Below are 14286 nucleotides of genomic sequence, written 5' to 3' on the forward strand. Positions count from 1 at the left end.
GTCTACGTTTCGCGATCCGTGAAGGTGGCCGTACAGTAGGTGCTGGTGTTGTTGCTAAGATCTTCGACTAATTCATAACGAATTAAACGAAATCTTGCACTGTTCTTCTTTTTGAAGAAAGCGCATCGAAAAGGGAAGCTTAGGCTTCCCTTTTTCATTTCTAGATTACATTTAGTTATAAGTGTTGAAATAAAAGACGTCACTTTTTCGATTTAAAAACAGAGTTTTACCGGCTTTGTTTCTTAACGCTTTTACTCACCCCTCTTAACCCTTTGATCTTTTCCTGCAGCGGTAAAATCGTTATAACCAAATATTCTGAGCGGACACCATAATGCGACTGGTAACAAGAACTATTCTTGTTTATATTGTTTGTCACAGATTAGTTTTATAGGTTTTTTGAGTATGTACGTTTGTCTTTGCCATGGTGTCTCCGACAAAAAAATTAGGAAGTTGGCGATAGATGAAGGCGTAACAGATATTAAAGGAATCAAAAAGTGCACGGCATTGGGCAGCCAATGTGGTAAGTGCATCAGACAGGCCAAGGAAATTTTAGCGGAAACTAGTTACACGGAATTTAAACAAGCCAGCTAATTGCTGTAAGTATGCAGTAATTATTTGCCTTACATTTTGACACCTTCTCATTTGCTTCTACATTTAAATGAAGCCAAAGAGGAGGGTTTTGTCATGAAAGGCGATCCAATCATCATTCAACATCTCAATAAAGTGCTCGGTAACGAGCTCGTCGCTATTAATCAGTATTTTCTTCACGCCCGAATGTATAAAGACTGGGGCTTAAAGCACCTAGCAGACAAGGAATATCACGAATCTATCGATGAGATGAAGCATGCCGATCATCTAATTGAGCGTATTTTGTTCCTTGAAGGCCTACCGAACCTACAAGATTTAGGTAAGTTGATGATTGGTGAAGATACCAAGGAAATGCTCGAGTGTGATTTAAAGCTTGAAATGGCGGCTATTCCAGATTTAAAAGATGCGATTGCCTACGCTGAAGACATTCGAGATTATGTGTCTAGAGATCTCTTCCAAGATATTCTTGAAGATGAAGAAGAACATGTTGATTGGCTAGAGACGCAACTTGGCTTGATTGAAATGTCTGGTATTGAGAATTATCTCCAAGCGCAATACGTGGACGAAGAGTAACGATACTTTCTGAGTTTGCATACTCCAATAATAGTAAGAAGAAAGAGCACCTGACTCGAAAATCAGGTGCTTAACCCCGTTATCTGGTCTAATCTCTTTTATTATCGGCTTTTTAAGGATATTGCTCGCAATCTTGCCTATGAAGTTTGATTTCTATCCGATAGAATTTATGCCCCCTTACCTAAAAATAAAAAAGAGAAACGTCCATGTCTGAAGACAACCACCAAGCAGCCACTCCAGAAGAAGAACATCGCCAAAAAGCATTGGATTACCATGCTTATCCAACTCCAGGAAAGATTGCTGTCGAACTGACAAAGCCTGCGGAAACGGCGGGTGATCTTGCCCTTGCTTACAGCCCTGGTGTTGCAGAGCCAGTGCGTGAAATCGCACAAAACCCGGATAACGTGTACAAGTACACTGCAAAAGGGAACATGGTTGCTGTTATTTCTAACGGTACCGCTATTCTAGGTCTAGGTAACCTAGGTCCACTTGCATCTAAGCCAGTGATGGAAGGTAAAGCGTTACTGTTTAAGCGTTTCGCAGGTCTTGACTCTATTGATATTGAAGTTAAGCACCGCACGATCGATGAATTTGTTGATACTGTTGCGAGCATTGCAGACACTTTTGGCGGTATCAACCTTGAAGATATTAAAGCACCAGACTGTTTTGAGATTGAAAAGCGTCTGATTGAACGTTGTGATGTACCAGTATTCCACGATGATCAACATGGTACTGCTATTGTAACGGCAGCGGGTATGCTGAATGCAATCGAACTTCAAGGTAAGAAACTTGAAGATTCAACAATTGTTTGTCTTGGCGCTGGCGCTGCCGCTGTAGCTTGTATGGAGCTTCTGATCAAATGCGGCGCAATGCGCGAAAAAATCTACATGCTAGATCGCAAAGGTGTGATTCACACTCGTCGTGATGATCTTAATGAATATAAGCAGCTATTTGCGAACAATACAGATAAGCGCACACTAGAAGACGTGATTGAAGGTGCAGATCTGTTCCTAGGTGTATCTGGTCCAAACCTATTGCCAGCGGAAGCGTTGAAGTTGATGGCAGATAAGCCAATCGTATTCGCATGTTCTAACCCGGATCCTGAAATCAAGCCGGAACTTGCTCACGCAGTTCGTGATGACTTGATCATGGGTACTGGCCGTAGTGATTATCCTAACCAAGTTAACAACGTATTGTGTTTCCCATTCATTTTCCGCGGTGCTCTTGATGTGCGTGCAAGTGAAATCAATGATGAAATGAAACTTGCAGCCGTTGAGGCGATTCGTGAGCTAGCAAAAGAGCCTGTACCTGAAGCCGTATTGAAGGCTGCAGGTGTTGATAAGCTAGAGTTTGGTGCGGACTATATTATTCCAAAACCAATGGATTCACGTTTGCTACCACGTGTTGCAAAAGCGGTTGCTCAGGCGGCGGTTAATTCAGGTGTAGCTCGTATCGAGATGCCTGAAAACTACATGGCAGAGTAATATATCTTTCAGATGTGATACATAAAAAATGGGACGCTATTGCGTCCCATTTTTTATGTCATTCATTTGGCTCGAGGCAAGAGTTATTACCTGAAACCTCTTATCAGGCTTTTTTATTCTTCGTCGAATGACTCAAATTCGATGCCCATTTCCGTCATCAGCGCTTTTACTTCTGTTGGAATATCATCAGGACGGTCTTTACGAAGGTCTTCATCTGTCGGAAGTGGCTGACCTGTGTACGCGTGCAAAAATGCCTCGCATAGCAATTCGCTATTGGTTGCATGGCGTAAGTTATTGATCTGACGGCGAGTACGCTCATCAGTTAGCACCTTTAAAACTTTTAGCGGGATAGAGACGGTAATTTTTTTTACTTGTTCGCTTTTTTTGCCGTGCTCTGCATATGGGCTAATGTATTCGCCATTCCAGTCAGCCATTGCACACCTTCATTTATGTAATCGGTTAAAAATAATTTAGGTGCTGATTTTAGCTGCATTTACCGCCATAAGCAAAGACATATAGACGTCTAGAAGTGTTGACGTCTCATTTTTTGACGAGTAAAGTGAACATAACAGCAAAGGAAGCGTGTTGATCACTTTATGTTACTCATTAGATATAGCGCATTCCTATTTAGAAGTCATTACCCGTGAAAGGATACACCCATGAGCACTCGCAAACCTGCGACCATTGCAGTACGCACTGGTATTGAATCAGACAGCCAATATCATGCTGTCGTTCCACCTATTTATCTTTCCACTAACTATGGTTTTCCTGCTTTTGGTGAAGTGCCCAAGTATGATTACACACGATCTGGTAATCCAAACCGCGGACTGTTGGAAAGTGCGCTATCTGAACTTGAGTCTGGAAAAGGAGCGGTTGTTACTAACTGCGGTACGTCGGCATTAAATTTATGGGTTTCCGCTTTTCTCGGCCCAGATGATCTCATTATTGCTCCTCACGATTGTTATGGTGGTACCTATCGTCTTTTTAATACCCGAGCTAACAAAGGCGATTTTAAGGTTCAGTTTGTCGATCAATCAGACGAACAGGCTTTAGATGCTGCATTGGCACAAAAACCAAAACTCATTTTGCTAGAAACTCCGTCAAACCCTCTGGTTCGCGTAGTGGATATTGCAGCTACTTGTGAAAAAGCGAAACAAATCGGCGCGTTAGTTGCGGTGGACAATACCTTTTTGACACCCGTGTACCAAAAACCTTTAGAGCTAGGTGCGGATTTTGTTATCCACTCCACAACAAAGTACATCAACGGTCATTCGGACGTAATTGGTGGAGTAATCATCACCAACACAGAAGCGCATGCAGAAGAGCTTGCATGGTGGGGCAATTGTATTGGTGCAACGGGCACACCTTTCGATAGTTACATGACACTGCGAGGTATTCGTACGCTTGCTGCTCGTATGAGAGTACATGAAGAGAGCTCACAGCAGGTACTAGCTTACCTACAGAAACAAGCGTTAGTTAAAACTATCTATCATCCAAGCCTGCCGGAACATCCAGGTCACGACATTGCTAAAAAGCAGCAAACGGGCTTTGGCTCTATGTTGAGTTTTGAGTTTGCTGGTTCGTTTGAGCAGTTAAAGGTGTTTGTGAAAGAGCTCCAACTGTTTTCATTAGCAGAGTCATTAGGTGGTGTAGAAAGTTTGATTTGCCACCCAGCATCCATGACGCACCGTGCAATGGGTGAGGAGGCGCTGGCGGAGGCTGGGGTCTCTCATCAACTATTGCGTTTGTCTGTCGGTTTGGAAGATGCACAAGACCTCATCACAGATTTAGAACAAGCGTTCGCTAAAGCTACCCAGTAATAGGAGACGATAACAATGACTGTACAACGTCAGCTGCATAAGTTTGGTGGCAGTAGCTTAGCAAACCCAGAATGCTACTTACGCGTTGTGGGTATTCTCAAGGAGTATTCGACAGAAAATGATCTTGTGGTCGTCTCTGCTGCAGGAAAAACCACTAACCGCTTGATTGAGTTTTTGGAAGGGTTAAGTAAAGATGGCCGAATTGCGCATGAAGCGCTTCAAAGCTTGAGACAGTTCCAAACTGAGCTAATAGAAAGCTTGTTGGAGAGTGAAGCAAAAGAAGAGCTGTTAGCTTTATTACATGATGAGTTCAGTACTCTCTCGGAGCTGACTGCACCACTCACTAATGCGCAAAAAGCCGCGGTACTGGGGCACGGAGAAGTATGGTCTGCTCGCCTATTGGCCGCGTTATTATCTCAACGTTCTATCCCTGCGGTTGCACAAGATGCACGAGCGTTTTTACGTGCAGAAGCGGGAACTCAACCAGAGGTTGATCGCGCTCGTTCATACCCTTTAATTAAAGAGATCCTCGCGCAGCATAACCATAAACGTGTGGTAATTACTGGCTTTATGGCTCAGAACGAGGCAGGAGAAACCATCCTACTTGGTCGTAACGGCTCTGACTATTCTGCAACGGTCATAGGCGCGCTTGCTGAAGTCAGTACTGTCACGATTTGGAGTGATGTTGCTGGTGTCTATAGTGCCGATCCACGTTTGGTGTCTGACGCTTGTTTATTACCGTTACTTCGATTGGATGAAGCCAGTGAACTTGCTCGCTTAGCTGCCCCAGTGCTACACAGTCGTACGCTTCAGCCTGTGGCGCAAAGTACCATGGACCTTAATCTCAAGTGTAGCTATCTGCCAGAGTCGGGTTCTACTCGTATTGAGCGTGTATTGGCATCTGGTCGTGGCGCTAAAATTATTACTTCACTGGATGATGTTTTATTGGTGCAGTTGTCTTTCATGCATGGGCACGACTTCGAAAAAACACAGAGTGATGTATTACAAGCGTTGCAGCGCGCGCAATTAGAGCCATTGGCATTTGAAGCTCAATCCGATCAGCATACGCTACGCTTGGCTTACACCGCAGAAATCGCCGGTGGTGCATTGAAACACTTGCAAGAGCTTGCGGTAGAGGCAGAAATTAAGCTAAAAGAAGGTTACTCGCTCTTAGCTGCGGTAGGTGCAGGCGTTACGAAAAACGCCAATCATTGCTTTGGCTTTTATCAGAAGCTAAAGCACTCTCCGGTAGAATTTATCTCTGAAACAGACTCAGGGCTGAGCCTAGTCGCTGTTTTGCGCCGTACTGATACCGAGGCGTTGGTTCAAACGATTCATAGCCAGTTGTTCCAAGCGCAAAAACGCGTGGCAGTGGCTTTATGTGGCAAGGGTAATATTGGTTCTAGTTGGCTAAATTTATTTGCTACGCAAAAAAGTGAGCTCGAAAAACGTCATGGTATGAGCTTTGATCTTGTCGCGGTTGTGGATAGCCAAACCTATTGGTTCGATGAGCAAGGTATTGAGGCGGCGAGTGTTGCTGAACGATTTGATGATGAAAGCATAGCAAACAATGGGGATTGGCTGGCACGTTTGGGAGCGCTTAAAAGCTATGATGAAGCCGTCGTGCTTGATGTTACCGCGAGTAAAGAGTTGGCTCAGCGCTACGTAGAAATCGCACAGCAAGGCATTCATTTGATTTCCGCTAACAAAGTTGCCGGTTCCGCAGATAGCCAGTACTACCATCAGGTTCAAGATGCATTCGCTAAAATTGGTCGTCATTGGCTATACAACGCAACGGTTGGTGCTGGGTTACCGATAAACCATACCGTGCGAGATCTTCGTGAAAGTGGGGATGAAATCGTCGCTCTATCGGGTATTTTCTCGGGGACGCTATCATGGCTGTTCCAACAGTTTGATGGTTCTGTGCCATTTAATGATTTAGTCGATCTTGCTTGGCAGCAAGGTTTAACCGAACCTGATCCTCGTTCTGATTTAGATGGCTCCGATGTAATGCGCAAGTTAGTCATCTTGGCTCGAGAGTCGGGCCTAGATATAGAACCAGACAGCGTTAAAGTTGAGTCTTTGGTGCCAGAAGAATTAAGAGAACTGAGCTTAGATGATTTCTTCGATAATGGAGCGTTGTTGAGTGAAATACTTCAAGAGCGTCTGACAAAAGCACAGAGAAACGATCAAGTGCTTCGCTATGTGGCGCGTTTAGAAAAAAATGGTAAAGCAACGGTGGGAGTCGAAGCGTTATCTCGTGAGCACGCGCTCGCCAACTTATTGCCATGCGATAACATTTTTGCCATAGAGAGCAAGTGGTACAAAGATAACCCTCTGGTCATTCGAGGACCAGGCGCAGGCAGAGAAGTGACAGCCGGCGCTATTCAATCCGACCTCAACCGATTGGCTGGTTTATTTTAAAGTTGCGATTGACCTAAAAACCCTGGAATTAATCCAGGGTTTTTTATTCCCCTATCAGTGCCATACTGAAGTCATAACCCGTGCAAAATGGTGAGATGATGCTCAAGTAGAAACTTGAACTATCTTCATTATTAACGTGAGAAAAATTCATAATTACAAGGTTGACATTAAATCGTATTCAATACATTCTGTAGACATATAGACGTCTAAACGTCGATTTTAAGGATTTGTTTTCGTGGCGGAGTGCCGCAGGGAGAGTAAGATGGGATATACGCACGCAGGCCATATCGACGCCTTGAACCAGAATATTGCTGAGTTATCAGATAACATCAATGTATCGTTTGAGTTTTTTCCGCCAAGCAGCGCTAAGATGGAAGAAACACTTTGGAATTCAGTGCACCGTCTTAAAACGCTTCAACCTAAATTTGTTTCTGTGACTTACGGTGCGAACTCCGGCGAGCGTGACAGAACACACTCCATCATTAAAGAAATTAAAGCCACAACCGGATTGGTTGCCGCTCCCCATCTCACTTGTATTGATGCGACTCGTGAAGAGTTGATTAATATTGCCGATGATTATTGGAACAATGGTATTGAAAATATCGTCGCTCTGCGTGGTGATATTCCTCCAGGTGGCGGTGCGCCTGATATGTATGCCTCGGATTTGGTTGAGCTGCTGAAATCACGCCACGATTTCGATATCTCCGTTGCTGCATTCCCTGAGGTTCACCCTGAAGCTAAAAGCGCTCAGTCTGACTTATTGAACCTAAAACGTAAGGTAGATGCAGGTGCAAACCGTGCTATTACTCAGTTCTTTTTTGACGTTGAGTCTTACCTGCGATTCCGTGACCGTTGTGTCGCAGCAGGAATTGACGTAGAAATTGTGCCAGGAATTTTGCCTGTATCGAACTTTAAGCAAGCTTCTCGCTTTGCGGCACAGAACAACGTGAAAGTACCAGGATGGATGAGCAAACAATTCGATGGTTTGGATGATGATCCGGTGACTCGCCAGCTTGTAGGAGCTAGCCAAGCTATTGATATGGTGCGTGTACTGAGTCGTGAAGGGGTTAAGGACTTTCACTTCTACACACTAAACCGTGCAGAGATGACTTACGCGTTATGCCATACGTTGGGTGTTCGTCCTCGCGCAGTAGTCTGTGCGTAAATCTGGTTTCAAAAGGATAAAAGGCTTGCCAAGTGGCAAGCCTTTTTCGTTTTATCAAAGCAAAAGGAGTTTAACCAATCACTTCAAGTTCAGTTAGAACTTCTTCTGCCCAAGTGATCCAAGTTTCACGTAACAGAAGGTTACGGCGAAGCGTTAGACGTTCTAGGCGAGCTTGTTTATCTAAAGTTGACGGCGTTGCGTAGTAAGCCGCTTCAATTTCTTTGTAGTGAGAAACCAGTTTGCGAGACTCTTCAACTAGCTCGGCGAGTTGGTCACGGAATGGAGCTGCAGGTTGAACGGCACATGCCATCAATTTCGCTGAAAACTCATCACGAACTGTTGGGTGTGCAGTTGGTTGATCAAACCACTCTCCTAAAGCGCTGCGACCAGCGTCTGTAATGGAGTAAACCTTGCGGTCTGGTTTGCCTTCTTGGGGTTCTAATACGCAAGTAACCAGTTCTTTCTCAGCCATTTTGTTGAGTTCACGGTACACCTGTTGGTGGCTTGCTTTCCAGAAGTAACCGATGCTAGCAGAGAATTCTTTAGTGATATCGTAACCGGTTGCGTCGCGAGTGCTAAGAACAGTTAAGATTACGTGTGGTAATGACATGTCTTCAATCCAAATGGTCAATAAACTTGTAAACAAGCTACTTATACTTTCAGCTGCGCTCTTACTGGCACTTGAGTTTTTTAATGTATAAGTAGCACCAACAATGTTGGTCCTGTCACCTTAAAGCCGTTTATCACCTAGAGAGATGGGGAGTCCCATCAAGGCTGGAGCAGGTATGATTGGATTTATGAGCTCTCAGCAGGCAAGTAGTATATAAATAATAAGCATGAAGTGGAATAGTAGGACAAAATTACCCTAAAAAACTAACATAATAATCAATAGTGTTAACTTGTGGTTTTTTATTCTTTTGTTTTGGTATTTTTTGGGTCTCTAGTGGTTTATTTGACTGCTTTTGTTTTGGTGCGATTATCCTGTGATAAAAAAAAAGCTGAGCATTTGCCCAGCTTTTTATTAAAAATGAAACGATTAGCCTGTGTTGCGCATACCAGCAGCAATACCAGCAATCGTCACCATCAACGCTTCTTCCAAGTTTGCAGAAGCTTCTTCGGTTTGACGCGTGCGGTATAGTAGCTCTGCTTGTAGCATATTCAATGGCTCAACGTAGATATTGCGTAAGCGAATCGACTCGAGTCCCCAAGGGTCATGCTGCATCAAGTTTTCATTGTTCTCTACATTCAGTACCGCTTTGATGTCTTCTTGAAGCTGAGCACGAAGTTTTTCACCGAGTGGACGGAGCGACTCATCCACCAATCGCTCATCGTAGTAGCGAGAGATATCAATATTACACTTCGAGTACACCATCTCTAGCATGCCGAGACGAGTAGAGAAAAACGGCCATTCGCGGCACATCTCTTCGAGCAATGCTTGGTGGCCTTTATCGATCGAGTATTGAATCGCTTCACCTGCGCCTAGCCATGCAGGAAGTACCAAACGGTTTTGACTCCATGAGAAGATCCACGGGATTGCACGTAAGCTTTCTACTCCGCCCTTAGGGTTGCGTTTTGCAGGACGAGAACCAAGTGGCAACTTACCGAGTTCGAGTTCTGGTGTTGCTTGGCGGAAGTAAGGCACGAAATCTGGCTCGCCACGAACCACATTTCGGTAAGACTCACAGCTTACTTCTGATAGCACTTCCATCAAGTCGCGCCATTCTTGTTTTGGCTCCGGTGGCGGTAACAAGTTGGCTTCCAGAATCGCACTTGCGTATAGGTTAAAGCTGTTTACTGCGACATCTGGGAGACCCAGTTTAAAGCGGATCATCTCGCCTTGCTCTGTTACACGTAAACCGCCTTTCAAGCTTTTTGGTGGTTGCGACAAAAGCGCAGCATGCGCAGGTGCGCCACCGCGACCGACTGTGCCCCCACGACCATGGAATAGAGTTAGCTCAACGCCTTCTTCTTCAGCCACTTTAACTAACGATTCCATCGCATGATACTGAGCCCAACCTGCAGACATAACACCTGCATCTTTCGCTGAGTCAGAGTAACCAATCATGACCATCTGGTGGTTTTGGATAAAACCACGGTAAAGGTCAATCCCCATAAGCTGCTTGATGACCGATTCTGCGTTGTTCAAATCGTCTAGCGTTTCGAACAGAGGACACACATCCATGCGGTAAGGGCAACCAGCTTCTTGTAGCAGTAGATGAACGGCTAGTACGTCAGAGGCGGTACGTGCCATTGAAATAACGTAAGCGCCAAACGCTTCACGCGGTTGTGCTGCAACAATCTTACAGGTATCCAAAACCTCTTTGACGGGTTCAGACGGTTCCCAATCACGAGGGAGAAGCGGACGTTTAGATGCCAGCTCGTTAGTTAGAAAAGCAATCTTATCTTGCTCACTCCATTGTTCGTAATCACCAATACCTAAGTAGCGAGTTAGTTCAGACAAGACGTCTGAGTGACGCGTGCTCTCTTGGCGGATATCAAGACGTACAAGATGGATACCAAATGCTTTTACGCGGCGTAGTGTATCCAGTAATGAGCCGTTGGCTATTACACCCATGCCACATTCGTTTAGTGACTGGTAGCAGGCATACAGCGGTTCCCAAAGTTGCTCGACTTTTTGCAGTGGTGCTTTAACAGCCAGCTTTTGACCGTGGATCTTAGCATCGAGAATATCTTTGGTTTCATTAAGCAGAGTGCGTAATTGCTTCAGGATCGCACGGTATGGTTCGTGCTGATCTTCGCCAGCAAGTTCACGGACTTGATCGTTTGAAACTGTCATAGACAGCTCGCTGATCAACTCGTTGATGTCATTGAGATAAAGATCGGCGGCTTTCCAACGAGACAAAAGTAAGACTTCACGCGTAACGTTGTGAGTAACAAACGGGTTACCGTCACGGTCACCGCCCATCCAAGAGGAGAAGTGCACTGGGCGAGCATCAATGGGTAAACCTTCTCCAAGGTAAGATTTTAGACGGTCATTCATCTCACGTAGGAAGTCCGGTACTGCTTCCCATAGCGAGTTTTCAACGACCGCAAAGCCCCACTTTGCTTCATCCAACGGAGTAGGGCGTTGTTGTCGAATCACGTCTGAATGCCAGCCTTGGGCAATCAGTTGCTCTAGGCGGCGTTCGGTTTTTCTGCGCTCTTTAGAAGAAAGATCGCTTAGCTCCAACTTTGATAAGCACTCATTTATCTTGACCAGTTTGTTGATCATCGTACGGCGCGTAATTTCTGTTGGGTGAGCCGTCAATACCAATTCAATATTTAGATCACGAACCGCTTGGGCAGTGTCCAGTTTGCTCACATCGTTTTGTACCAGTTTAGAAAACAGCGAGTTAATCGCGTCTGGTTCGCAAATGTGCTCTTCACAATGGCGTGAAATCGTGTGGTATTGCTCAGCGATATTGGTGAGGTTTAGAAATTGGTTAAACGCGCGAGTAACGGGCGTTAGCTGCTCATCAGGTAGATGTTTGATTTCTTCGATCAAGCTGTCTCTGTCTGCTTGATTCCCTGCTTGAGCTGATTTGGATAATTTACGAATGGTTTCCACTTTCTCGAAGATTTCTTCGCCATGGGCATCGCGAATGGTGTTACCCAATAAGTGGCCTAACATGCGCACATTACTTTTTAGTGCGGCGTATTTCTCGTTCATTGTCGTCCTGCCTCGTAAAAAAACTACATCCATTGTCCTTGTTAAGACTCCAATCTAGCGAAAAGCACCAGTTATAGTCAAATAAAGCAGACTAAGTTTGCAATTATTCCGCTGTCTCCTGATTTAGAGCAAATTTACGGCAGCCATAGAGTAAGAAGTGAAAATTAATTACAAAATAACAAGTTAAATAAGTGTTAAGACTAGCGCTAAATTGTGAAGATAAAAAGATGCAGCTCAATCGAGCTGCACAGACTTTCGAGCTTAAACGCGTATTAACAGCAGTACTTGACCATCGCCTTTGAAAGCACATCAATTGTGGGGTCGATAAAGTCGAAGGATAGAAACTCATCCGGTTGATGGGCTTGGTCGATTGACCCAGGGCCGAGCACCAAGGTTGGACACAACTGCTGTAGAAATGGTGCTTCAGTACAGTAGTTCACGGTTTCTGAACTGGTTTGGCAGATCTCTTCAACACCACCAATAAATGGGTGGTCATGTTGGCATTCGTAACCCGGAATAGGCTCATGCAATGGAATAATCTCCAGTCTCCCAGGCCATTTCGCTTCGACTTCTTTTAATGCTCCGCGCAACATGTTCTCTAAACCATCAAGGCTAATGCCGGGAAGAGGACGCACGTCGTAATGCAGTTCGCAGCAACCACAAATACGGTTAGCGCTGTCACCACCATGAATGTGTCCAAGATTTAGGGTTGGGCTTGGAATGGCAAAACCCGGATGGTGATATTCTTTAATCAATTTGTCACGCAGTTGCATCATGGCGAACATGACTTCATGCATGATCTCAATAGCGTTAACGCCAAGCGCTGGGTCCGATGAGTGACCGGACTTGCCTGTTACGCGAATGGCATTTGCCACATGCCCTTTATGACCTCGAATTGGTACAAGGCTGGTGGGTTCACCAATGATGCAGTAATCCGGCTTAAATGGGGCGTTTGCTGTGAAATGTCGCGCGCCCAACATGGTGGTCTCTTCGTCACAAGTGGCTAATACGTAAAGTGGTTTGCTCTGCTTGCTCCAATCGACTTTCTTCACTGCTTCATAAATAAAGGCGAAAAAGCCTTTCATGTCTGCTGTGCCTAAACCGTAGAAGCGGTTGTCTTTTTCCGTCAGTTTATGCGGATCAAAATTCCATCGCCCTTGATCGAATGGCACGGTATCACTATGGCCAGCAAGTAAAAGGCCACCTTCTCCCTCTCCCATACGTGCGATCATATTGTGCTTGCCTGGCTCGACTTCGATCACTTCAACGCTAAAACCCAGATCTTTAAACCAAGATGCGAGTTTTTCGATGACTTTTGCATTGCCCTGATCCCAGCTCGGATCCGTGGAGCTGATAGAAGAGGTGCTGATGAGTCCTTCATAGACCTCTAGAAAAGTTGGTAATTGCATGGATTCTTCAAATCTCCTGTTGACAGACAGACCACAAAAATGTAAAACACATATTAAATCATATTTAATGAATAAAAAATCAAAATAAAGCAAAAATTAAATATGAATAGTCATTTGAGCCTTTAAGTATATGGATGTTACACAATGCTAAAAACCACGATTATTGGAGCCAGCGGTTACACCGGCGCAGAGTTAGCGTTAATGGTTAATAAACACCCACAACTCACGCTATCAGGTTTATACGTTTCCGCCAACAGTGTTGATGCGGGAAAGAGCATCGCGCAGCTGCACGGTAAGCTAGCGGGCATCATTGATATGCCAGTTTTACCACTAACGGATCCACTGCAAATCGCTCAAGAATCGGACGTGGTGTTTTTGGCAACGGCTCACGAAGTCAGCCATGATTTAGCCCCAACTTTCTTGGAGGCAGGCTGTCAGGTATTCGATTTATCGGGTGCATTCCGTGTGAAAAGTGAAGGCTTTTACGACACTTTTTATGGCTTCGAACATCAACATAACAACTGGCTAGATAAAGCAGCATACGGCTTAGCAGAGTGGAACCAAGAATCAATAAAAACTACTCCTTTGATTGCAGTAGCAGGTTGTTATCCAACCGCTTCACAGCTTGCAATCAAACCTTTATTAGAACATGCATTACTGGATACCAACCAATGGCCAGTGATTAACGCAACCAGCGGTGTATCAGGTGCAGGGCGTAAAGCCTCCATGGTTAACAGCTTCTGTGAAGTGAGCTTGCAACCTTATGGTGTCTTTAACCATCGTCACCAGCCAGAGATTGCTCAGCACTTGGGTTGCGATGTGATTTTTACTCCGCACCTCGGCAACTTTAAACGCGGCATTCTTGCCACTATCACCATGAAGCTTGCGCAAGGTGTGACAGAAGCACAAGTGGCACAGGCGTTTGAACAAGCTTACCAAGGCAAGCCTGCGGTTCGTCTTAAAGGTGATGGTATTCCACGTATTCAGGATGTCGAAAATACCCCTTTCTGTGATATCGGCTGGAAGGTTCAAGGCGAACACATCATTGTGATTTCGGCGATCGACAACCTACTTAAAGGTGCATCGAGTCAAGCGATGCAATGTCTCAATATTCATTACGGTTACCCAGAACTGACAGCGTTGCTGTAGTCGT

General features: G+C 44.9%; 11 protein-coding genes and 1 pseudogene. 8 read left to right on the forward strand and 4 right to left on the reverse strand.

Features of this window, described 5'->3' with window-relative positions:
• The 4 genes and pseudogenes from R7E42_RS21485 to R7E42_RS21500 form a co-directional block, all read left to right on the forward strand.
• Positions 1 to 71 (forward strand): annotated as a pseudogene (locus R7E42_RS21485) (elongation factor Tu); the annotation flags it as partial.
• Positions 72 to 402: 331 nt separating this feature from the next.
• Entirely contained in the window at positions 403 to 591 is a 189-nt protein-coding gene (locus R7E42_RS21490; RefSeq protein WP_005381360.1) for a (2Fe-2S)-binding protein, read from the forward strand.
• 93 nt (positions 592 to 684) lie between these two features.
• Positions 685 to 1161, forward strand: coding sequence for a bacterioferritin (bfr, locus tag R7E42_RS21495; RefSeq protein WP_005381359.1), 477 nt, complete (start codon positions 685 to 687; stop codon positions 1159 to 1161).
• Positions 1162 to 1367: 206 nt separating this feature from the next.
• Complete coding sequence (locus R7E42_RS21500; protein WP_005381358.1) at positions 1368 to 2645, forward strand: malic enzyme-like NAD(P)-binding protein; 1278 nt, start codon at positions 1368 to 1370, stop codon at positions 2643 to 2645.
• A gap of 113 nt (positions 2646 to 2758) precedes the next feature.
• On the opposite strand, the gene metJ is transcribed toward R7E42_RS21500, so the two are convergent.
• Positions 2759 to 3079 carry a met regulon transcriptional regulator MetJ gene (gene metJ, locus R7E42_RS21505; protein WP_005381353.1) on the reverse strand — a complete coding sequence of 107 codons (321 nt, stop codon included), beginning with the start codon at positions 3077 to 3079 and terminating at the stop codon, positions 2759 to 2761.
• Positions 3080 to 3304: 225 nt separating this feature from the next.
• Between metJ and R7E42_RS21510 the strand changes: the two genes are divergently transcribed.
• The 3 genes from R7E42_RS21510 to metF all read left to right on the forward strand — a co-directional run bounded on the left by R7E42_RS21510 (position 3305) and on the right by metF (position 8054).
• Positions 3305 to 4465: an O-succinylhomoserine (thiol)-lyase gene (locus tag R7E42_RS21510; protein ID WP_005382793.1), complete on the forward strand. Its 1161-nt coding sequence runs from the start codon at positions 3305 to 3307 to the stop codon at positions 4463 to 4465.
• Positions 4466 to 4480: 15 nt separating this feature from the next.
• A complete protein-coding gene (locus R7E42_RS21515; RefSeq protein WP_115386339.1) occupies positions 4481 to 6889 on the forward strand; it encodes a bifunctional aspartate kinase/homoserine dehydrogenase II in 2409 nt (802 codons plus the stop codon).
• A gap of 262 nt (positions 6890 to 7151) precedes the next feature.
• A complete protein-coding gene (metF, locus tag R7E42_RS21520) occupies positions 7152 to 8054 on the forward strand; it encodes a methylenetetrahydrofolate reductase (protein ID WP_256900716.1) in 903 nt (300 codons plus the stop codon).
• 70 nt (positions 8055 to 8124) lie between these two features.
• Here the strand turns inward: metF and R7E42_RS21525 are convergent, their stop codons facing one another.
• The 3 genes from R7E42_RS21525 to argE all read right to left on the reverse strand — a co-directional run bounded on the left by R7E42_RS21525 (position 8125) and on the right by argE (position 13133).
• A complete protein-coding gene (locus R7E42_RS21525; protein ID WP_005382791.1) occupies positions 8125 to 8664 on the reverse strand; it encodes a PadR family transcriptional regulator in 540 nt (179 codons plus the stop codon).
• A 426-nt stretch (positions 8665 to 9090) separates the two neighbouring features.
• Positions 9091 to 11724 (reverse strand): phosphoenolpyruvate carboxylase, encoded by a 2634-nt coding sequence (gene ppc / locus R7E42_RS21530; protein ID WP_005381336.1) that lies wholly within the window; start codon positions 11722 to 11724, stop codon positions 9091 to 9093.
• A 272-nt stretch (positions 11725 to 11996) separates the two neighbouring features.
• Positions 11997 to 13133: an acetylornithine deacetylase gene (gene argE / locus R7E42_RS21535; RefSeq protein WP_005381335.1), complete on the reverse strand. Its 1137-nt coding sequence runs from the start codon at positions 13131 to 13133 to the stop codon at positions 11997 to 11999.
• A gap of 144 nt (positions 13134 to 13277) precedes the next feature.
• Here argE and argC point away from each other — a divergent pair, with 144 nt between their 5' ends.
• Positions 13278 to 14282, forward strand: coding sequence for an N-acetyl-gamma-glutamyl-phosphate reductase (gene argC / locus R7E42_RS21540; RefSeq protein WP_005382790.1), 1005 nt, complete (start codon positions 13278 to 13280; stop codon positions 14280 to 14282).
• Positions 14283 to 14286 lie beyond the last annotated feature (4 nt).

Origin of the sequence: Vibrio sp. Vb1337 (assembly GCF_033338715.1) — a bacterium.
Lineage (GTDB): Bacteria > Pseudomonadota > Gammaproteobacteria > Enterobacterales > Vibrionaceae > Vibrio > Vibrio alginolyticus.